The organism is Amycolatopsis sp. NPDC024027 (assembly GCF_040638975.1).
In the GTDB taxonomy this organism is placed as follows: Bacteria; Actinomycetota; Actinomycetes; order Mycobacteriales; family Pseudonocardiaceae; genus Amycolatopsis.
The window spans coordinates 17,075-37,202 of sequence record NZ_JBEZYY010000022.1; the positions used below are offsets into that span (position 1 = coordinate 17,075).

Genomic DNA, 20,128 nt, shown 5'->3' on the forward strand with positions numbered 1-20,128 from the left:
CTCCAGCGCAAGTTCAGCCCTTGAGCAGCTGCCGCGCGATCACCAGCTTCTGGATTTCGCTGGTGCCTTCGTAGATCCGGAACAGCCGCGCGTCGCGGTAGATGCGCTCGACCGTCACGCCACGGACGTACCCCATCCCGCCGTGGACCTGCACCGCGCGGTCCGCGACCCGGCCGGCCATCTCGGTGCAGAACAGCTTCGCCGACGACGGCCCGAGCTTGCGGTCCTCGCCCGAGTCGTACTTCGCCGCGGCTTCGTGGACCATCGCGCGGCCCGCCGCGAGTTCGGCGTGGGACTCCGCGAGCAGCGCCTGCACCAGCTGGTACTCGCCGATCACCCGGCCGCCCTGGCGGGCCGTCCGCGCGTACTCGACGGCTTCGGCGAGCGCCCGCTCGGCCAGGCCGACACACAGCGCGGCGATGTGCAGGCGGCCGCGGGCCAGCGAGGCCATCGCGATGCCGAACCCCTTGCCTTCTTCGCCGATCAGCGCGTCGGCGGCCAGCTCGACGTCGTCGAAGACCACTTCCGACGTCCACGCGCCGGCCTGGCCCATCTTGGCGTCGTGCGGGCCGACGGTGACGCCGGGCGCGCCGGCGGGCACGAGGAACGCGGAAATGCCGTGGCTGCCGGTGCTTTCCGGATCCGTGCGCGCGAACGCGACGAACACTTCGGCGAGCGGCGCGTTGGTGATGAACCGCTTGGTGCCCGACAGCCGGTACCGGTCGCCGTCGCGGACGGCGCGGCTGGTCAGGCCACCCGGGTCCGAGCCCGCCTCGGCTTCGGTGAGCGCGAACGACGCGATCGCCTGCCCCGCGGCCAGCCGCGGCAGCCAGTGGGTGCGCTGGGCCGGCGTCCCGTGGTGCACGATCGCCTGGCCGGCGATGCCGTTGTTGGTGCCGAAAAGCGACCGGAAAGCCGGCGTCGTCCAGCCGAGCTCGATCGCCAGCCGGACGTCTTCGGCCATGCCGAGGCCGAGCCCGCCGTACTCTTCCGGCAGCGCCCAGCCGAACAGGCCCAGTTCCGCGGCCTTTTCCCGGATTTCCGCGGGGATTTCGTCACGTTCGTCGATCTCGGCCTCGCGCGGCACGACCTCCTTGCGCACGAACTCCCGCACCGCGCCGAGGACCTGCCCGAAAACGTCCGCGTCCATGCGTCGGCACGCTACCCGGATCACTGCCCCCACGGGCACGCCCGGACGCGGTAGCTTGGGCCGATGCGCAAGCCGATCACCGTCCTCGCCGCCGCCGCGCTCGCCGCCGTCCTGCTTCCGTCCACCGCTTCCGCGACGCCCGGCAGCGGCGTCAGCGGCACGATCCTGGCCCAGAAGACCATCGGTCACACGGATTACACGCTGCGGGAGATCACCGTCCAGCCCGGCGGGTACACCGGCTGGCACTTCCACGACGGCACGCTCTACGCGTACGTGAAGGCCGGGACGCTGACGCACAACCTGGCCGACTGCAGCATCGACGGCATCTTCCCCACCGGGCGCGCGTTCACCGAGCAGCCCGACCAGGTGCACATCGGCCGCAACCTCGGGTCGACGCCGCTGGTGCTGGAAGTCCTGTACGTGCTCCCGGCGGGCAGCCCGCTGTCGGAGGACGCCCCGAACCCCGGCTGCGGCTTCTAAGCCCGCCAGCCACCAGCGGTTGCGGCGCCACTCGTCGCGGAGCGCGCGCAGGGCCTGGACGACGGGGATCAGCGCCCGCAGGAACAGCGCCACGGCGGCCGGCAGCCGGGTGGCCGCCTGAAGCACCAGGACGATCGCGCCCAGGGCCGCCAAGATTCCGGTAACCATCTTCGTCTCCCGCTCGATCCATCCGGATGACCGGGGTGTCCCGGCCAACCCGCAAATCGAATCGACCATCCGGAAACCGGTCACCTCGAAAGGGCGGGTGAGGACGGCTTTACGCTGGTCGACGCCGGCGAACCGAAGTACCGGTCCGGTACCGACCGACGTACAGCCCGACCGGAGGCGATGGATGGCGAAGCACAGCAAGCTGGTGGAGCAACTCCTCGCGCTCAGGGAGCTTTCCGGCCTCACCAACGTGAAGATCGCCGAACGGTCGAAGACCTATGTCGCTGCCGGGACCTCGAAGTGCCACCCGCTCAACGACCGGAGCATCGGCGACTGGCTGCGCGGCGACCACGTGCCTTCCGAAGACCGCCTGAAAGTGCTGGTCGGCATCATGCAGAAGGCGGCGGCAGACCGGCGGCCGCTGATCGAGCCGCCGGATCCGGCGCTGATGAAGAGCGTCGCCGAAGGCAGCTGGCTGGCTTGGCTGGCTGAGGTGCGCGGGCGCCAGCCGGTCCCCACCGAGGACGGCTCGCGGTGGGACGAGGTTGTTCGCGCAGCGAAGATCTGGCCGGACGCCGAGGACGCGGCGGAGCTGCGGAGCCAAGCGCTGGCTGCCCTGCGGCACCTGGAGGGCGAGCGTCGCAAAGCCGTGGAAGCGGTGCTGGCCGACGACCCGTGGCTCGACGAAGAGCTGCCGGAGCGGACAGTGCAGCGGGTCGGTGAGCTCGTCAGGTACCTCTCCGGTGAGCTGCTCGAGTTCTCCGCGGTGGAGGCGTTCCTGCTCACGGTCGCCCCGCTGCTCTACCACACCCGGTGGGCGCAGATCGGCGCCGAAGCGCACTCGACGGTCGACCCGATGCGCCTCGAACCCCATCTCGACTGCGACTTCGAGTTCTTTCGCAGCGGCGACCAGCAGCAGCGCCTGGTCGAGCGGGCCCGGCGCATCCCGGCCGCCGAGGACCCCGACCGCCGGGCGATCTGCTGGTGGCTGTTCCACCGGTGGCTCGACCAGAGCGCGTCCGGACAGCCCGCGACCGTCTCGCTGGAGCTGGCATCACCGCAGGCCACGGCCCTGGAACAGCAGCTGAAGCAGCTTTTGCCGGTGTTCCGCCTGTCCCCCGGCGAACTCAAGGACTGGCGGCTGCGCGACCAGCCGGAAGAGTGGCCCGGTGGCCAGCGGCTGCGGATCCGGCTCGTCGCCCTCGTCCTGGGCCTCGCCCACACGATGGCCATCGAGCCGGGCTCGCTGTCGAGCACACTGGTCGAGCACCTGGGCATCGACCACCAGGTGGAGTTGGCGGACCTCCGTCGCACCCTGCGGGCGAGCAGCTGGGTGCGCACCCCGACGGCGTTGCGGTTGGACGCCGAGTGCCGGCACGAAGCGGTGTACGAAGTGCTCACTGAGCACGTGACCCGGATGTCCGAGGTGCTGCGCACCGCCCGCGAGGCCGCCGCCCGCGAGACGGCGGTGGCGCCCCTGCTGGCACTGCCGGAACGGGCGTCGGACGAAGACGTCACCCCGGCAACGAGGCCGGACGGCCGGCCGGAGTTCGTGGTGCCGACGACGAAGTTCCGGCTCGACGAGACCCGAGTACGCGAGCTGCTGATGGGCGAGCAACTCTACCGCGACCGGTCACTGGCGATCCGCGAGCTGTACCAGAACGCGCTCGATGCTTGCCGGTACAGCCAGGCGTGGCGCCGCTACCTCGTCGTGAAGCAGGGCGGGCCCCGCGAGTGGTCCTGGCCCGGGAAGATCGAGTTCCGGCAGTGGGAGGAGGCCGGCCACCACTTCCTGAGCTGCCGGGACAACGGGGTCGGGATGGGCGAGGCCGAGCTGCGCGAGGTGTTTTCCCAGGCGGGAATCCGGTTCGCGGACCGGCGGGAATTCGCGGTGGAGCGTGCGCGCTGGGAGGCCGAGGGCGTCCACGTCTATCCCAACAGCCGGTTCGGGATCGGGGTGATGAGCTACTTCATGCTCGCCGACCGGATCGAGGTGACGACCCGCCGGATGAACCCGGGTGGGGAGCGGTTGCCGCTGGTGAAGGTCGTGATCGCTGGGCCGGGTCACTTGTTTCGCGTCGAGACGCTCACCGGGGCTGATGACGATGGCCGTGGGGAGGGAACGGAGGTCAAACTCCACCTGCGGGATGGGGCGAGCGCGCCGTCTTGTGTGGCGACTTTGCGGGCGCTGCTGGGTATTGCGGAGTTCGAGACCACGGCTCAGCACGGCGAGGACGAGCCGGAGCATTGGCGTCCGTTCGAGTTTCAACCGCGCCGTCGGCACCCTGCGCGAGAGGACAGCATCGAGGCGTATGGACGGCTGCAGCACGGAGTTCCGTCCGAGAACGGACAGGTTGTTTGGTGCGAGCACGGAGGCGCACTGCTCGTCGACGGCATCTACGTGCGGTGCGAGAACCAACGCGGAGTGCTCACCGCATCGGACAGCAACAGCGACCCGCGTGGCGCAGTGATCAATCTGACTGGTCCTTTCCCGCCCAACCTCAGCGTCGACAGGATGTCCGTGCTCCAGGACGTGTCGGAACGGGCCGAGGTACTGCTGAAACAGGCGACGGCGGAGCTCCGGAAGCCTGGTTCGCTTCTTGAGTACCGGTGGGTCCTGAAGGTCGCCGACAACAACCTGGGAATTGCCGACGTCATCGCCGACACGGCGATCTCCGAGGGGTTGGCGGCCAAGATCGGCCAGTACGACACCACTGTGGACGCCACCGGCATCATCAAGCTGGACACGCAACTGACACGCGAACCGACGCAGACAGGGGACTCTCACAGGTTCTGGACACCAACGCACCTCTTGTTGTGGCGGTTGCTGGCTCTGAACACGGAAGTTTCTGACGAGGCGACCAGCAGGCTGTTGCTCCCGGCACTACCCTCAGACGATCTCCTGATTACGTTGATTCGCTACACACAACCCGATGAGGTACTTCGTCCGGAGGTGTCCCCGCCGTCTGCATGGCTGGCGGCCTTCCACCTCGGAATTAGCCCTACGAAAGTTATACAACGACTGGCCGAACTCGGATTTTCGGTGAGAAAATGCGAACAGTCGCAAGCACCGATTCACATAAATTCGGCCGACGTATCACTGATAAACCTTGCCCAACAATCCCCGAGTTGGCCCAACAATTCTTATCCACACGCTGCACTGGTGATCGCGAGTGCCGAACTGGACATCCCGATGACACAGGTCGCTCAGCGACTCACAGAACTGGGATTTGACCGCCCACCCGTTGCACCCGCAGAACGCGCCGATGGCACGGACTTGCGACTCATCGGGCATTCCGGCGCCAACTCGAGGGACTCCGGAATGCGCATCCCGCAATTCAGGGAGCCCGTGTCAGCCCTGCACGTACTACTGGCCGCCCGATCGACCGGACTCGAGCCTTCGAGCGCCGCGAATCGGTTACGTCGACTAGGACTGCGCGTCCCAGACTTCGACGTAACCATGGCCGACCTCGAGGGACTCCCACTTCCCACTCTACAGGCAATGGAGAGATTGGATCAGTACGGAAATCCGGTGCAAGCGGGTCTGATATGTCACGAGGCAATGAAAGCAGGATGCCAGCCAGGAGACCTGGTGCGCACTATGGCACGTTTCGGACTTCACACCGATAGGCAGCCGCCCGAGCAACTGACTGATATCGACAAATCTTTACTGCACTCCGCATTCCCGTTTTCCAATAAAATTGGACCACGGGCATTACTGCAGGTTCTGGTTAGAGTGGACTTGACCACACAGGAGGCGACAACTCGTCTCGAAGAAATGGGTTTCGAGGTCCGCGGAGCCGCAAAGCTCCCGCCCACCCTCGACACAATAGACCGCGAAATCCTTCGATCAGTCGACCTGCACAGCCCCGTCGGCACGGTGGGCCTACGCGAGTTTGCCGCGATAGTGAGCCAATCCGGCTACCCTTCTGCAGAAGTTGCCCGCCGACTGGCAAATTTCGGATCCATTGCCGACCACCTCCCGGACGTCGCCGACGTCAACGCGGAACTAATTATGCCAAACTTGCCGAAAGCAGTCGTTCTCGGAGAAATAAAAGTTCCCCTTCCTGTTATTATTAGGCATGCCCAGAGTATCAACGTCGAGCCGGCAAAAGTCGGCTCCTGCCTCCAAAGACTGGGTTGCTCGGTACCACAAATTCGAGCACTTTCCCCCAAGGAAGAAGCTCTGACCGGGAGGCATTCATCCCCAGAGCACCCCATTTCGTGGACACCACTCACTATGTCCAACTTACTTGTGAGCGCAATCCGCACGGGGATGACAGTCCACGAGGCCGCCGCAAGCTTCACCGAACTCGGCTACCACTTCGCCTTCCACGACCTGGACGACGAGTTGCAACGACTGCTATCCCTAGTGCCCCGCGTGAGCGAGGATCAAGGATAGCCCTGACGCCAGAGGACACCCCCTGACCCCAGCCTCTAGCCCGACAGCCAGCCCGCCGCGTCGAGCCGGTACGCCGCCGGGCCGACGACCGCGCGAAGGTCGTTCTCGAGCGCGGTGATCCGTTCTGCGCCCACCGTGCGCGCCCAGTCCGCGCGCAGCTCGTCGAAGATGTCCGCCGACTTCCTGAGCGCGTCGATGCCGTGCGCGGTCAACCGGACGATCTTGCGGCGCGCGTCCGCCGGGTCGTCGGCTCGCTCGGCGTACCCGAGCGCCTCGAGCCGGTCGACGGTCTTGCCCGCCGCCTGCTTGGAAACACCCAGGCGGCGGCCGATCTCCGACGCCGTCGCCCCCTCGACGCCGACGGCCTGCATCGCGAAGCCGTACGACGGCCGGACGTCGGGGTGGCCGCGGCGGGCGAGCTCGGCGTGCAGGCGGTCGATGAGCGTGCGGAAGCCGCCGAAGAGCAGGAAGGGCAGCTCGTAGCCCGGCGTGTCGGTCATGGCCTCTTGCCAAACTCGACAACCAGGTTTACGGTTTCGACAACCACGTTGTCGAAACTACCTCGGGAGTCACCTTGTTCGCCGATCACACCCCGGAGTCTGCACCCCCCGCCGCCCGCCCCGCGATGACGGCCACCGCGAAGAAGTTCGGCCGCGTACCGTCGGCCGTCGCCCGGCTGGCGACCTCACCGGAACTGCTCAACGGGTTCCTCAAGCTCAGCGCGATCTTCGAAGCCACGACCCTGACGGCACTGGAACGCGAAGTGCTGATCATGACGGTGGCCGCGCGCAACGAGTGCCACCTCTGCGTGGCGATGCACACGGCCACGCTGACCCGCCTGTCCGCCGCTCCCGAACTGGTGGCGGCGCTGCGGGCGGAGTCCCCGCTTCCGGAGCCGCGGCTGGAAGCCCTGCGCGTCTTCGTCCACGCGGTCATGGACACCAGGGGCGAAGTCCCGGCCGAGGGGCTGGCGGCGTTCACCGGCGCCGGCTACACGCAGCGGAACGCCTTGGAGGTGGTGCTGGGGATCGGGACGTACACGCTGTCCACGTTCGCGAACCGCCTCACCCGCGCCCCGCTCGACGACGCCTTCGCCGAGCACGCCTGGCACGCGGCGTGAGCCCGGTCAGCGGGGCACGACGGTGCGGCCGTTCGCGTCGCCTTCGACGAGTCCGCGGTAAGCCTCGGCGACGACCGCCACCGGCGTCCCGCCGCGACCGTCCTCCCCCATCGCTTCGAGGGTTTCGCTGATCCAGCCGGGGCTGACGACGTTGATCCGCGGCCCGCGCGGCAGCTCGGCGGCGGCCGACCGGACGAAGCCCTCGAGCCCGGCGTTGACGAGCGCGCCGAGCCCGCTGCCCGGGATCGGCTCGGTGAACGTCCCGCCGGTGAGCGTGATCGAGCCCCCGCCGGGCAGGCGCCGCGCCGCGCGCCGGGCGAGCGCGACCTGGCCGAGCAGCTTGGCGCGCAGGTCGTCGAGCACCTGCGTGTCGGTCAGGTCGGCGAGCGGACGCAGCGGGACGTTGGCGGCGCAGCACACGACGGCGTCCGCACCGGTCTCGAACAGCGCGTCGAGCGACGCGGGATCCGCCAGGTCCGCACCGACCGGCGACGTCCGCGAGACGGGCAAGACCTCGTGGCGTGGTTCGAGGGCGGCGGCGACGGCTCGTCCGACGAGCCCGGTGGCGCCCAGCAGGAGGATCTTCACGTCTTCGACGCTAACCATCCCGGCAACCGCGATTCCGCCGTCGCGAAAAAATCTTCGCCACCCGTGTCCGGTCCCCCGCGCCGGCTCCGACCCCTTGGCAAACAGACCACGGAGAAGGAGCGGACATGGAGAAGCCGGCCGGACGGCGGGAGTGGCTGGGACTGGCGGTGCTCGTGCTGCCCACCCTGCTCGTCGCGATGGACATGACCTCGCTGTTCCTCGCGCTGCCGCAGCTGAGCGCGGATCTCGGCGCGAGCAGCACCGAACAGCTGTGGATCACCGACAGCTACGGCTTCGTCGTCGCCGGGTTCGTCATCACCATGGGCACGCTCGGCGACCGGATCGGGCGGCGACGGCTCCTGCTGGCGGGCGGCGGGGCCTTCGGGCTCCTGTCGATCGTCGCCGCGTTCTCGACCGGGCCGGTGATGCTCATCGTCGTCCGCGCGGCGCTCGGGGTCGCCGGGGCGACGCTGATGCCGTCCACGCTCGCCCTGATCACGAACATGTTCCGCGACGAGAAACAGCGCGGCAAGGCCATTTCGATCTGGGCCACCTGCCAGTTCGCGGGCGGTGCGGCCGGTCCGGTGTTCGCCGGCTTCCTGCTCCAGCACTTCTCGTGGAGCTCGGTGTTCCTGGTCGCCGTCCCGGCCGTCGCCGTCCTGCTCGTCGCGGGCCCGATCCTGCTGCCCGAGTTCCGCGCGCCGGCGTCCGGGCGGCTGGACCTGCCCGGGGTGGCGCTCTCGCTGGCCGCGGTGCTGCTGATCGTGTTCGGCCTCAAGCAGCTGGCGACCGGCTCGCTAGTCCTGCCGCTCGCGGCGATCGCCGCTGGGACGCTGCTCGGCACCGTCTTCGCCCGCCGTCAGCTCACGACCGCGTCGCCGCTGCTGGACCTGCGGCTGTTCCGGAACCGCCCGTTCACCGCGGTGCTGGTCGCGCTGGTGTTTGCCGGCGTCGCGATGGCCGGCGTCGGCCTGCTGGTGACGCAGTACCTGCAGAGCGTCCTCGGCCACTCCCCGCTCGTCTCGGCGCTGCTGTTCGCGCCGATGGGCCTGGGCGTGGCGGTGGGCACGATGACGGCACCGGCGTTGACCCGGTTCGTCACCCCGGCCACGGCGATCGCGGGCGGCCTGGCGCTGTCGGCGGCGGGCAGCCTCCTGCTGACCGTCACCGGCGGGCTGGTGCCGGTCGTGGTGGGCATCACGGTGCTGACGCTGGGCACGGGCCCGCTGTTCGCGCTGGGCATCGGCCTGGTGGTGGGTTCGGTCCCGCCGGAGCGCGCGGGCTCGGCGGCCTCGATGGCGGACACGGGCAACTACCTCGGCGGATCGCTGGGCATGGCGTTGATCGGCCTGACGGCGTCGGCGGTGTACCACGGCGTGTTCCCGGCGGGCACGACGCTCGCGGTCGACGTCACCCGGCCCGAGGTGGCCGAGCAGGCGAAAGAGGCGTTCACGACGGCGTTGAACGTGACGGGCGTGATCGCGGCGGTGCTCTTTGCCGGGCTGGCGCTGCTGGTGACGTCGATGCGCCGGACCACGGCCGTCGTCTCCGCACCGGTCATGGCGGAGTGACCCGATGTCACGGCTCGCCCGCCTGGAAATGCCAAATGACCAGCGCCGGCGCCCCCGAGTTGACGGCTCGCGCCGCGTCGGGCACCAGGGCGGCCAGGCTCCACGGCCACAGCTCCCACGGTTCCACCGGCCCGATCGCCCCTGTCCGAGCCGCCGGGACAGGCCGGTCATCGGCCGGCACGAGAGGTTCCTCGCAGCGACGCACCCGCAGCCCCACCGCGAGCGCGGCCCGTAGATAGTCCCCGATCGGGTGGCGGTAGCCACTCAGCCGCCCGGGCCGGCCGTCGGCACCGCGGACGGGCGGAACCGCCCCCTGCGCCACCCGTTCAGGGTGCACGTCGGCGAGCACCAGGTGCCCGCCGGGCCGCAGCACCCTGGCGAACTCCGCCAGCACCGGCTCGAGCGCCGGGACGTGGGTCAGCGCCAGGCCGCACACGACCAGGTCGACCCGGGCGTCGGCCACCGGGAGCCGGTGCAGGTCACCGAGCAGGAACTGCCCCCGCGGCACCCGGCTGCGCGCCCGGGCGAGCATGTCGGGCGAACCGTCCACCCCGATCACCCGGTGGCCGCGCCGGGCCAGGAATTCGGCGTAGCGGCCGGTCCCGCACGCGGCATCGAGCGCGACGCCCACGGGCAGCGCGTCCACGATCTCCCGGACCACGGGTTCGTCGAGGTCGAACGCCGAGTTGGGCCGGTCGTACGTCGCGGACCACAGCCGATAGCCGGTGACCGCGTCGACCCGGTCGACCTCCACGGCCGCGTCCGCCAGCGCCTCGTCGGCGAGCACCCGGCGGATCTCCGCGATCCGGGCTTCGACGAAGTCACGGCCGAACTCACCGGTGAACGCCCGCAGCAAGGCCATGCCCTCGAGCCCGAGCAGGTAGGCACGCGGATCTTCGTGGATCACCCGGCGGAGGCTAGTGAGGCGGCTCCGGGCGAGCCACCGAATTACGATGCCGACCCCGAAAGCTCCGGGGACGGCTGTCCGGTGGGCGCAGCAGGGTTCGAACCTGCGACCGCTCGGGTGTAAACCGAGTGCTCTTCCGCTGAGCTATGCGCCCGCAGGCGGCGGCCCCGGAGGACCGCCGCCGGAAGGAACTCAAGCCAGTTCGGCCACGGCCTTCTTCCAGCCCTGCTGGTCGCGGGCCTCACCCGGCGCGTTGACCTCGGCGAACCGGACCACACCGGAGGTGTCGATCAGGAACGTGCCGCGGACCGCCAGGCCGGCGTCGGAGTTGAAGACGCCGTACGCCTGCGCCACCTCGCCGTGCGGCCAGAAGTCGGACAGCAGCGGGAACTGGTAGCCCTCCTTCTCGGCCCACGCCTTCAGGGAAAACGGCGTGTCGACCGAGACGCCCAGGACCTGGACGCCCTTGTTGTCGTAGTCCGCGAACTCGTCGCGGAGCTGGCACAGCTCGCCGGTGCAGATGCCGCTGAACGCGAAGGGGTAGAAGACCAGCAGCACCGGCTTGTCACCCCGGAACGACGACAGCTGGACGGGCTGCTTGTTGTAGTCGTTGAGCGTGAAGTCAGGGGCCTCAGAACCGACCTCGACGGTCATACCAGCGTTTCCTCTCCCGAACGGACACGTGCCTGCGACGACAACCCTATCGTGTCCGTCCGGCGGGGCCGGCTCAGCGCTGCTTCGACTTCGACTTGGGAGACACCAATCGGGTGCCGATCCAGTTCGGGCCGACACTGATGTTGGCGGTCTGGGCCAGGCCGACGACGGGTACCGCTTCGGCGATTTCGCTCGGCTCGACGTGCCCGGGCTGTCCCGTCTTCGGGGTGAGCACCCAGATCACGCCGGTCTCCTCCAGGGGGCCCCGGGCGTCGATGAGCGCGTCGCCCAGGTCGCCGTCGTCCTCGCGCCACCAGAGCAGCACCACGTCGATGACCTCGTCGGCTTCCTCGTCGAGGATGTCCCCGCCGATCTGCTCCTCGATCGCCGCGCGGACGTCGTCGTCGACGTCCTCGTCCCAGCCGATCTCCTGGACCACCATCTCGGGCTTGATGCCGAGCCTCTCGGCGACGCTGCTCTGATCAGCGTCTCCCGCGGCGACCACTGCTTTCACTCCTCCAACTACGACGGAGCGTGGCGTCGGGGCACCCTGCGAGGGGTACACCTGGGCCACACTCGGCTACCCGGTTGCCGCTAGCGAACACTGGTGAAGCCCCGCGCGCAACCGTCCACACCGGATCTGTGACAACTCGTGTCGCAGGATACGGCCCGCGGCGTCCCGCCCGCGACGGCGTTTCGGGTACCGGGCGCCCCCGGCCTGCCACCCCTCCGGGGGTCGTCCCCTAGGGTGGGGAGGAAGAAACCGCGCGCGCGATACACCGCGCGCAGGGAGTGGCTCGACCGGGTCGGCCTATGTTACCGCCAAGTAGCGGTGCGGAAGCCGGGACGGAAGACGACGATGGAGAGTCGTACACCCCCGCGTACGAGCACCACCGGCTGCAACTTTTCGCAAGGAGACCCCTTGGCCCCGCAGAACGACGGCGCCTCCGGCAAGGAGACCCCGGCACGCGTACGCGTCATCCGTGACGGATTGGCGGCGCACCTGCCCGACATCGACCCGGAGGAGACCGCCGAGTGGCTGGACTCCTTCGACGAGGCTCTGGCGAGGGGCGGTCAGCAGCGGGCCCGGTACCTGATGCTGCGCATCCTCGAGCGGGCCCGGGAACGGAACGTCGGCGTACCCGCCCTGACCTCGACGGACTACGTCAACACCATCCCCACCGAGAACGAGCCGTGGTTCCCCGGCGACGAGGAGATCGAGCGCCGCTACCGCGCCTGGATCCGCTGGAACGCGGCGATCATGGTGCACCGCGCGCAGCGCCCGGGCGTCGGCGTCGGCGGCCACATCTCGACCTACGCCTCGTCGGCCGCGCTGTACGAGGTGGGCTTCAACCACTTCTTCCGCGGCAAGGACCACTCCGGCGGCGGCGACCAGATCTACATCCAGGGCCACGCCTCCCCCGGCATCTACGCCCGCGCGTTCCTCGAGGGCCGGCTGAGCGAGTCGCAGCTCGACGGCTTCCGGCAGGAGTTCAGCCACGCGGGTGAGGGCGGCGGCCTGCCGTCGTACCCGCACCCGCGGCTGATGCCGGAGTTCTGGGAGAACCCGACGGTGTCCATGGGCCTCGGCCCGATGAACGCCATCTACCAGGCCCGGTTCAACCGCTACCTGCGCGACCGCGGCATCAAGAACACCGACGACCAGCACGTCTGGGCGTTCCTCGGCGACGGCGAGATGGACGAGGCCGAGTCCCGCGGCCTGATCCACGTCGCGGCCGGCGAGGGCCTCGACAACCTGACCTTCGTGATCAACTGCAACCTGCAGCGGCTCGACGGCCCGGTGCGCGGCAACGGCAAGATCATCCAGGAGCTGGAGTCGTACTTCCGCGGCGCCGGCTGGAACGTCATCAAGGTGATCTGGGGCCGCGAGTGGGACTCGCTGCTGCACGCCGACCGCGACGGCGCCCTGGTCAACCTGATGAACGTCACCCCGGACGGTGACTACCAGACGTACAAGGCCAACGACGGCGCCTTCGTCCGCGAGCACTTTTTCGGCCGCGACCCGCGGACGAAGGACCTGGTCAAGGACCTCTCCGACGCCGACATCTGGAACCTCAAGCGCGGCGGCCACGACTACCGCAAGGTGTACGCGGCCTACAAGTCGGCGCTGGAGCACCACGGCCAGCCGACGGTGATCCTGGCCCACACCATCAAGGGCTACGGCCTGGGCCCGGCGTTCGAGGGCCGCAACGCCACGCACCAGATGAAGAAGCTCACCCTCGACGACCTGAAGCTGTTCCGCGACTCGCAGCGGATCCCGATCAGCGACGAGGAGCTGGAGCGCAACCCGAAGCTGCCGCCGTACTACCACCCGGGCGCGAACTCGGCCGAGATCGAGTACATGATCGGCCGCCGCAAGGCGCTCGGCGGGTTCCTGCCGGAACGCCGTCCGAAGGCCGCGAAGGCGCTGGTCCTGCCCGGCGACAAGGTCTACGAAGGCATCCGGAGGGGCTCCGGCAAGCAGGAGGTCGCCACGACGATGGCGTTCGTCCGGCTGGTCCGCGAGCTGGCTAAGGACTCCGAGATCGGCAAGCGGGTCGTCCCGATCATCCCGGACGAGGCCCGCACCTTCGGCCTCGACTCGATGTTCCCGACGGCCAAGATCTACAACCCGCACGGCCAGACCTACACGTCGGTCGACGCGAGCCTGATGCTGGCCTACAAGGAGTCCGAGAAGGGCCAGCTGCTGCACGAGGGCATCAACGAGGCGGGCTCCACCGCGTCGTTCACCGCCGTCGGCACGTCGTACGCGACGCACGGCGAGCCGATGATCCCGATCTACATCTTCTACTCGATGTTCGGGTTCCAGCGGACGGGTGACGGCCTGTACGCCGCCGCCGACCAGATGGCCCGCGGGTTCGTCCTCGGCGCCACCGCCGGCCGGACCACCCTGACGGGTGAAGGCCTGCAGCACGCCGACGGGCACTCGCTGCTGCTGGCGGCGACCAACCCGGCCGCGGTGGCCTACGACCCGGCGTGGTCGTTCGAGATCGCGCACATCGTCAAGGACGGCCTGCGCCGGATGTACGGCGAGGCCGGCCCGGACGGCAACGGCGAGAACGTCTTCTACTACATGACGATCTACAACGAGCCGTACCAGCAGCCCGCCGAGCCGGAGAACCTCGACGTCGACGGCCTGCTCAAGGGGCTGTACAAGTACGCCGGCGCGCCCGAGGGCGATGGTCCGGAGGTGCAGATCCTGGTCTCGGGCGTCACGATGCCGGACGCGCTGAAGGCGCAGAAGATGCTGGCCGAGGAGTGGGGCGTGCGGGCCGCGGTGTGGTCGGCCACGTCGTGGACCGAGCTGCGGCGCGAAGCCGTCGAGATCGACCACGACAACCTGCTCTACCCGGGCAGCGAGCCGCGCGTGCCGTACGTGACCGAGAAGCTGCAGGGCTCGAACGGCCCGGTCGTGGCGGTGTCGGATTGGATGCGCGCGGTGCCGGACCTGATCCGCCCGTACGTCCCGACCGACATGCTGACGCTGGGCACGGACGGCTTCGGCTTCTCCGACACCCGGCCGGCGGCGCGGCGGAAGTTCCTGGTCGACGCCGAGTCGATCACCGTCGGGGCGCTGTCGATCCTGGCCAAGCGCGGCGAGGTCGAGCAGGCGAAGGTCCTCGAAGCGGCCACGAAGTACCGGCTCGACGACATCGCGGCCGCCGGGCCGCAGACGTCGGAGTCCGGCAACGCGTGATCAGGTGCTAGTTTCGGGACCCGGCAGACATCCGATGTCTGCCGGGTCCCGCTCGCTCGTAGTCCGTTAGGGAGTTGATCAGGGTGACGAAGCGCCGGCTGCCGAAGCCGAGTGAGCTGCAGCAGATCCTGCGGCCGAAGCCGATCGTGCTGAACCCGACGGACCGGCGGCTGGCGAACGCGCACACCATCGCCGACCTGCGGATGATCGCGCGCAAGCGCACCCCGCGGGCGGCGTTCGACTACACCGACGGCGCCGCCGAACTCGAAGACAGCCTGCTCCGCGCCCGGCAGGCGTACCGCCGCGTCGAATTTCACCCGAACGTGCTGCGGGGGGTGTCCGATGTGGACACCACCCGCGAGATCCTCGGCCAGACCTCGGCGTTGCCGTTCGCCTTCGCCCCCACCGGGTTCACCCGGATGATGCAGCACGAGGGCGAGCGCGCGGTGGCCCGGGTCGCCGAACGCAACGGCATCCCGGTCGGGCTCTCGACGATGGCGACGACGTCGATCGAGGACCTCGCCGAGGCTGCTCCCGAAGCGCGCAAATGGTTCCAGCTCTACGTCTGGCGCGACCACGGCGCCGGCGAAGATCTGATGAATCGCGCCTGGGCGGCGGGCTACGACACGCTCATGCTGACCGTGGACACCCCGGTCGGCGGCGCGCGCCTGCGCGACGTCCGCAACGGCCTGACCATCCCGCCGGCGCTGACCCTCAGGACGTTCCTCGACGGCGCGACGCACCCCGCGTGGTGGTTCAACCTGCTCACCACCGAGCCCCTGCACTTCGCCTCGCTGAGCCACTTCGACGGCACCGTCGCCGAGCTGCTGAACAAGCTGTTCGACCCCACGCTGAACTTCGACGACCTGGACTGGGTGCGCCAGACCTGGCCGGGGAAGCTCGTCGTCAAGGGCGTGCAGAACGTCGACGACGCCCGCGACGTCGTGAAGCACGGCGCGGACGCGGTGCTGATCTCGAACCACGGCGGCCGCCAGCTCGACCGCGCCCCGACGCCCCTGGAGCTGCTGCCGGCGGTGCTGGACGAGCTCCAGGGCGGTGCCGAGGTGTGGATCGACACGGGCATCCTGTCGGGCGGCGACATCGTGGCGGCGATCGCCCGGGGCGCGGACGCGGTCCTGATTGGCCGGGCGTTCCTGTACGGCCTGATGGCCGGCGGCGAGCGCGGCGTCCAGCGCTGCGTCGACATCCTGCGCACGGAACTGGTCCGCACGATGCAGCTGCTCGGCGTCCGCACCCTCGCCGACCTCAAGCCCTCGCACGCGACCTTGCGCTAGACCTGTGCCGCGCCGCCGTCGACGAAGAACTCGGTGCCGTTGACGAAACTCGCCTCATCGGAGGCCAGGAACAGCGCCGCGGCCGCGATCTCCGCCGGGTCGCCGAGGCGACCCAGCGGGACTTGCGCCACGAGGCCGTCGACCAGACCCTGCTGTTCGTCGTCGGGCACCAGGCCCAGCATGCCCGGGGTGCGCGTCGGTCCGGGACTCAGGACGTTGACCCGCGTGCCGGTGCCCTTGAGGTCGAGCGCCCAGCTTCGGGCGAAGTTGCGCACCGCCGCCTTCGTCGCCCCGTAGACGCCGAAGGCCGGGCCGGGCCGCATCGACGCCGTCGAGCCGGTGACGATGATCGAGGCGTTCTCGTTCAGCAGCGGCAGCGCCTTCTGGACGGCGAAGACGACTCCCTTGACGTTCGTGCCGAACGTGGTGTCGAACTGCTCCTCGGTGATCTCGCCGAGCGGGGCGAAGCTGCCGCCGCCGGAGTTGGCCACCAGCACGTCCAGGCCGCGCCCGCGCTCGGCCACCGCGCGGTAGAGCTCGTCCAGGTCGGCCAGGTTCGCCGAGTCGGCCCGGACGGCCGTCACCCCGCTGCCGATCTCGGCGACCGCGTCGTCGAGGGCCTCCTTGCGGCGGCCGGTGATGAACACGTGCGCGCCTTCGGCCGCGAACCGCTTCGCGATGGCGAGCCCGATGCCGGTGCTGCCGCCGGTCACGACCGCGGTTTTGTTCTCCAGGTTCACGATGCCCTCCGAGTTCTTGACTATCTCGTCCAGAACGTACGCCGTTCTGGACGAGATAGTCAAGAATGGGTAGCCTGCTCTCATGGCAAGACCCCGGAGCTTCGACGAGACAGCGGTCCTGCGCGCGGCCAGGGACCAGTTCTGGGAACACGGTTACGCCGGCACGAAGGTCGACGACATCGCCGCCGCGACCGGCCTCGGCAAGGGGAGCCTGTATGGCGCTTTCGGCGACAAGCACGCGCTGTACCTGCGCGTCTACGACTACTACTGCACCGAATCGACCGACGGCGTGCGGCATCAGCTCGAAGGCCCCGACGACACGGCCCACCGGCGGCTCGGCGACCACGTGCGCGCCATCGCCGAGTCGGTCGCCGCCGACCGGGAGCGGCGCGGCTGCCTGATCGCGAAGGGCGCCGCCGAATGCTCGGAGCACGACGACGCCGTCGCCGCGCGGACCGGGCGGGCGTTCCGCGACCTGCACGCCTCCTTGACGGCGTGCATCGCGGGCGCGCAGCGCGCGGGCGACATCGCCGCCGACGCCGACCCCGCCCACCTGGGCAGCCTCGTGCTGGCCGTCCTGCGCGGCCTCGAAGCGCTGGGCAAGGGCGGCGTCGAGCCGGACGGCATCCGCGCGATCGCCGAGACCGCGCTCGCCGTGCTGCCGAAGCCGTGAAGCACGCCGTGAAGCACTGACTTGTTGGGCCAACCGGTCTCAACTTCTTGACGGACCGCGTAGTTTGTGACGAAGATCTCGGGCACCCGCCGAAAGGCCGTTTTCGCATCGTGGAAAACGGAGGTCACCCGTGTTCGTTCAGGATCTGACTCCGCTCGGCTCGCTGGGCCTGTCCGCGCTCGTCGCCGTGCTGCCGCTCGCCACCGTCCTGGTGCTGCTCGGGGCCGTCCGGATGAAGGCGCACCACGCCGCGCTGATCGGGCTGCTCGTCGCGCTCGTCGTCGGCATCGCCGCGTACGGGATGCCGGTCGTGCAGGCCGTCTCCGGGGCGCTGCAGGGCGCCGCGTTCGGGCTGTGGCCGATCATGTGGATCGTCGTCAACGCACTGTGGATCTACCGGCTCACCGTGCGGACCGGGCACTTCGACGTCCTGCGCCGCTCGTTCGGGCGCCTCTCCGACGACCCGCGCATCCAGGCGCTGATCATCGCCTTCTGCTTCGGCGCGCTCATGGAAGCCCTCGCCGGGTTCGGCGCGCCGGTGGCGATCAGCGCCGTGATGCTGGTGGCCGTCGGGTTCCACCCGGTCAAGGCCGCCGTCGTCGCGCTGGTCGCCAACACCGCGCCGGTCGCGTTCGGCGCCATGGGCACCCCGGTCGTCACCCTCGCCCAGGTCACCGGCCTGCCGCTGCAGGAAGTGTCGTCGATCGTCGGGCGCCAGACGCCGCTGCTCGCGCTGGTCGTGCCCCTGCTGCTGGTGATCATCGTCGACGGCAAGCGCGGCCTGAAGGACACCTGGCTGCCCGCGCTCGTCTGCGGGGTCGCGTTCGGGCTCGTGCAGTTCCTCGCTTCGAACTACGTGTCACCGCAGCTGGCCGACATCGGGGCGGCGCTGGCCGGCGCGGCCGCGCTGGTCGCCCTCCCCCAGACCCGGCGCCCGGTGCCCGAAGCCGTCCGGATCGGCACCGGCGGGACAGCGACCGCCGAAGCGCCGCCGGAAGACTCGCGGGGCGACGTCGTCAAGGCGTACCTGCCGTACCTGCTCATCATCGTGATCTTCTCGATCGCCGTGCTGCCGCCGGTCAAGCGGCTGCTGGACAAGGCGACCTGGAAGTTCCACTGGCCCGGGCTGAACGTCGCCGCGCCGAACGGGAAACCGGTGTCCGGCAACACGTTCTCGCTGCCGTTCCTCAACACCGGCGGCACGTTGGTGCTGCTGGCGGGCGTCATCACGGCGGCGCTGCTGGCGGTGAAGGCGGGCGACAGCGCGCAGGAGTGGCTGGCGACGGTCAAGGAATTGCGGTTCGCGATCCTGACCGTCACGGGCGTGCTCGCGCTGGCCTACGTGATGAACCTGTCCGGCCAGACCTCCACGATCGGCACGTTCATCGCCGCCGCGGGCGCCGGGCTGGCGTTCCTCTCCCCGGTGCTGGGCTGGTTCGGTGTCGCCGTCTCGGGGTCCGACACCTCGGCGAACGCGTTGTTCGGCGCCCTGCAGGTGACGGCGGCGCACCAGACGGGCCTGCCCGCCGACCTGCTGGCCGCGGCGAACAGCTCCGGCGGCGTCCTCGGCAAGATGGTGTCGCCGCAGAACCTCACCATCGCCTGCGTGGCGGCGAACCTGCCCGGCGAAGAGGGGAAGCTGCTGCGGAAGGTGCTGCCGTGGAGCATCGGGCTGCTGCTCGCGATGTGCCTGATCGTGTGGGGTCAGAGCACCGCGGCGCTCAGCTGGATGCTGCCGTGACCCCGGGCCGGGCGGCGACGCGCTGGGCGGAGCGGTTCCAGCTCCACCAGCCGTGCACGACGAGCCCGGCGAAGACGATGTAGATCGCGGCGGAGAAGTAGAGCCCGGACGAGATCTGCAGCGGCACGCCGATCGCGTCGACGGCCAGCCAGACCAGCCAGAATTCGACAAGCCCGAGTCCCTGCGCCCCGAAGGCCACGAGGGTCCCGACGAAGATGGCGGCGTCCGGCCAGGGCGCCCAGGACGCGTGGAGGGCGTCGAGAACGAGCGCCATCACGGTGGTGCCGACGACGAAGGCGCCGAGCATGGCCAGCCGTTCGGCCGGCCGGCCCTTGCGGACGACGACGCCGAACACCGGATCCTTGCGGCGCGTCCAGGCCCACCAGCCGTAGACGGAGATGGCGAGGATCGCGACCTGCCGCGCGGCGAGGCCGCCGAGGTGCGCGGAGACGTAGACGGCGAACAGCAGCACGGTGGCCCCGACCTGCACGGGCCACGTCCACAGGGTGCGACGCTGCGCGAGGAACACGACGGCGAGCGCGAACACCTGCCCGGCGAGCTCCGCGATCGAAATCCACTGACCGAGCACGGTGATCCCGTGGTGCAGCAGGAAGTCCACGTCACGCCCCTTTCGTCCTACCGCTCCCAACATGCTCCCTGGCGGACGCATTCCCCAAGGACTGTGAGCGGCGGAACATCCCACGCTGTGGACGTCGCCGGCGTGGAGCGGGCCACCGCGGACGACCCGGGCGCCGCCGAACGCAGTGAATGACTCATTCCTGACCTCCGACGTCAGGAATGAGTCATTCATGACGTCCGGGGCGTGGGGGGGGGGCCGGCGCGGGCACCACACCCCGGGCCCCCCCCCCCCCCCCCCCCCCCCGCCCCCCCCCCCCGAGCACCACCCAGACCACCCCGGGG

16 protein-coding genes and 1 tRNA gene are annotated in these 20,128 nt (G+C 69.7%); 8 read left to right on the forward strand and 9 right to left on the reverse strand.

All coding sequences use genetic code 11. From position 1 onward, the window contains the following. Positions 1-13: 13 nt before the first annotated feature. On the reverse strand, positions 14-1,150 hold the full coding sequence (locus tag AB0F52_RS39440; RefSeq protein WP_360182303.1) for an acyl-CoA dehydrogenase family protein: 1,137 nt from the start codon (positions 1,148-1,150) through the stop codon (positions 14-16). Between the two features lie 63 nt (positions 1,151-1,213). Here AB0F52_RS39440 and AB0F52_RS39445 point away from each other — a divergent pair, with 63 nt between their 5' ends. Next, positions 1,214-1,630 (forward strand): cupin domain-containing protein, encoded by a 417-nt coding sequence (locus AB0F52_RS39445; protein ID WP_360182306.1) that lies wholly within the window; start codon positions 1,214-1,216, stop codon positions 1,628-1,630. Between the two features lie 352 nt (positions 1,631-1,982). Further along, positions 1,983-6,200 carry a hypothetical protein gene (locus AB0F52_RS39450; protein WP_360182309.1) on the forward strand — a complete coding sequence of 1,406 codons (4,218 nt, stop codon included), beginning with the start codon at positions 1,983-1,985 and terminating at the stop codon, positions 6,198-6,200. Between the two features lie 35 nt (positions 6,201-6,235). On the opposite strand, the gene AB0F52_RS39455 is transcribed toward AB0F52_RS39450, so the two are convergent. Then, positions 6,236-6,700 carry a MarR family transcriptional regulator gene (locus AB0F52_RS39455; protein ID WP_360182312.1) on the reverse strand — a complete coding sequence of 155 codons (465 nt, stop codon included), beginning with the start codon at positions 6,698-6,700 and terminating at the stop codon, positions 6,236-6,238. 125 nt (positions 6,701-6,825) lie between these two features. Between AB0F52_RS39455 and AB0F52_RS39460 the strand changes: the two genes are divergently transcribed. Next, positions 6,826-7,320 (forward strand): carboxymuconolactone decarboxylase family protein, encoded by a 495-nt coding sequence (locus AB0F52_RS39460; protein WP_360182704.1) that lies wholly within the window; start codon positions 6,826-6,828, stop codon positions 7,318-7,320. A 6-nt stretch (positions 7,321-7,326) separates the two neighbouring features. On the opposite strand, the gene AB0F52_RS39465 is transcribed toward AB0F52_RS39460, so the two are convergent. Further along, on the reverse strand, positions 7,327-7,908 hold the full coding sequence (locus AB0F52_RS39465; RefSeq protein WP_360182315.1) for a short chain dehydrogenase: 582 nt from the start codon (positions 7,906-7,908) through the stop codon (positions 7,327-7,329). A 125-nt stretch (positions 7,909-8,033) separates the two neighbouring features. Here AB0F52_RS39465 and AB0F52_RS39470 point away from each other — a divergent pair, with 125 nt between their 5' ends. Further along, on the forward strand, positions 8,034-9,479 hold the full coding sequence (locus tag AB0F52_RS39470; RefSeq protein WP_360182318.1) for an MFS transporter: 1,446 nt from the start codon (positions 8,034-8,036) through the stop codon (positions 9,477-9,479). A 7-nt stretch (positions 9,480-9,486) separates the two neighbouring features. Here the strand turns inward: AB0F52_RS39470 and AB0F52_RS39475 are convergent, their stop codons facing one another. The 4 genes from AB0F52_RS39475 to AB0F52_RS39490 all read right to left on the reverse strand — a co-directional run bounded on the left by AB0F52_RS39475 (position 9,487) and on the right by AB0F52_RS39490 (position 11,545). Then, positions 9,487-10,386, reverse strand: a complete 900-nt coding sequence (locus AB0F52_RS39475; protein WP_360182321.1) for a class I SAM-dependent methyltransferase — start codon at positions 10,384-10,386, stop codon at positions 9,487-9,489. An 82-nt stretch (positions 10,387-10,468) separates the two neighbouring features. Further along, positions 10,469-10,540, reverse strand: a tRNA-Val gene (locus tag AB0F52_RS39480). A gap of 38 nt (positions 10,541-10,578) precedes the next feature. Next, positions 10,579-11,040, reverse strand: a complete 462-nt coding sequence (locus AB0F52_RS39485; protein ID WP_360182324.1) for a peroxiredoxin — start codon at positions 11,038-11,040, stop codon at positions 10,579-10,581. Positions 11,041-11,113: 73 nt separating this feature from the next. Next, entirely contained in the window at positions 11,114-11,545 is a 432-nt protein-coding gene (locus AB0F52_RS39490; protein ID WP_103342984.1) for a DUF3052 domain-containing protein, read from the reverse strand. Between the two features lie 417 nt (positions 11,546-11,962). Between AB0F52_RS39490 and aceE the strand changes: the two genes are divergently transcribed. Both aceE and AB0F52_RS39500 read left to right on the forward strand, forming a co-directional pair. Continuing rightward, on the forward strand, positions 11,963-14,758 hold the full coding sequence (gene aceE / locus AB0F52_RS39495; protein WP_360182327.1) for a pyruvate dehydrogenase (acetyl-transferring), homodimeric type: 2,796 nt from the start codon (positions 11,963-11,965) through the stop codon (positions 14,756-14,758). Positions 14,759-14,841: 83 nt separating this feature from the next. After that, positions 14,842-16,053 carry an alpha-hydroxy acid oxidase gene (locus tag AB0F52_RS39500; protein WP_360182330.1) on the forward strand — a complete coding sequence of 404 codons (1,212 nt, stop codon included), beginning with the start codon at positions 14,842-14,844 and terminating at the stop codon, positions 16,051-16,053. Here the strand turns inward: AB0F52_RS39500 and AB0F52_RS39505 are convergent. Next, positions 16,050-16,793 (reverse strand): SDR family oxidoreductase, encoded by a 744-nt coding sequence (locus AB0F52_RS39505; protein WP_360182333.1) that lies wholly within the window; start codon positions 16,791-16,793, stop codon positions 16,050-16,052. The genes AB0F52_RS39500 and AB0F52_RS39505 overlap by 4 nt on opposite strands. A gap of 82 nt (positions 16,794-16,875) precedes the next feature. On the opposite strand from AB0F52_RS39505, the gene AB0F52_RS39510 reads away from it, so the two are divergent. Together AB0F52_RS39510 and AB0F52_RS39515 are read left to right on the forward strand one after the other, a co-directional pair. Continuing rightward, positions 16,876-17,466 (forward strand): TetR/AcrR family transcriptional regulator, encoded by a 591-nt coding sequence (locus AB0F52_RS39510; RefSeq protein ID WP_360182336.1) that lies wholly within the window; start codon positions 16,876-16,878, stop codon positions 17,464-17,466. A 130-nt stretch (positions 17,467-17,596) separates the two neighbouring features. After that, complete coding sequence (locus AB0F52_RS39515) at positions 17,597-19,207, forward strand: L-lactate permease (RefSeq protein WP_360182339.1); 1,611 nt, start codon at positions 17,597-17,599, stop codon at positions 19,205-19,207. Here the strand turns inward: AB0F52_RS39515 and AB0F52_RS39520 are convergent. Continuing rightward, positions 19,188-19,826: a nicotinamide mononucleotide transporter family protein gene (locus tag AB0F52_RS39520; protein WP_360182342.1), complete on the reverse strand. Its 639-nt coding sequence runs from the start codon at positions 19,824-19,826 to the stop codon at positions 19,188-19,190. The two genes, AB0F52_RS39515 and AB0F52_RS39520, sit on opposite strands and share 20 nt — an antisense overlap. Between the last annotated feature and the right edge of the window lie 302 nt (positions 19,827-20,128).

What these genes read in the sequence shown, in the direction of transcription:
- AB0F52_RS39440 (WP_360182303.1), bottom strand. Translation starts at nt 1,150, where the DNA reads ATGGACGCGGACGTTTTCGGGCAGGTCCTCGGCGCGGTGCGGGAGTTC.
- AB0F52_RS39445 (WP_360182306.1), top strand. Translation starts at nt 1,214, where the DNA reads ATGCGCAAGCCGATCACCGTCCTCGCCGCCGCCGCGCTCGCCGCCGTC.
- AB0F52_RS39450 (WP_360182309.1), top strand. Translation starts at nt 1,983, where the DNA reads ATGGCGAAGCACAGCAAGCTGGTGGAGCAACTCCTCGCGCTCAGGGAG.
- AB0F52_RS39455 (WP_360182312.1), bottom strand. Translation starts at nt 6,700, where the DNA reads ATGACCGACACGCCGGGCTACGAGCTGCCCTTCCTGCTCTTCGGCGGC.
- AB0F52_RS39460 (WP_360182704.1), top strand. Translation starts at nt 6,826, where the DNA reads ATGACGGCCACCGCGAAGAAGTTCGGCCGCGTACCGTCGGCCGTCGCC.
- AB0F52_RS39470 (WP_360182318.1), top strand. Translation starts at nt 8,034, where the DNA reads ATGGAGAAGCCGGCCGGACGGCGGGAGTGGCTGGGACTGGCGGTGCTC.
- AB0F52_RS39485 (WP_360182324.1), bottom strand. Translation starts at nt 11,040, where the DNA reads ATGACCGTCGAGGTCGGTTCTGAGGCCCCTGACTTCACGCTCAACGAC.
- AB0F52_RS39510 (WP_360182336.1), top strand. Translation starts at nt 16,876, where the DNA reads ATGGCAAGACCCCGGAGCTTCGACGAGACAGCGGTCCTGCGCGCGGCC.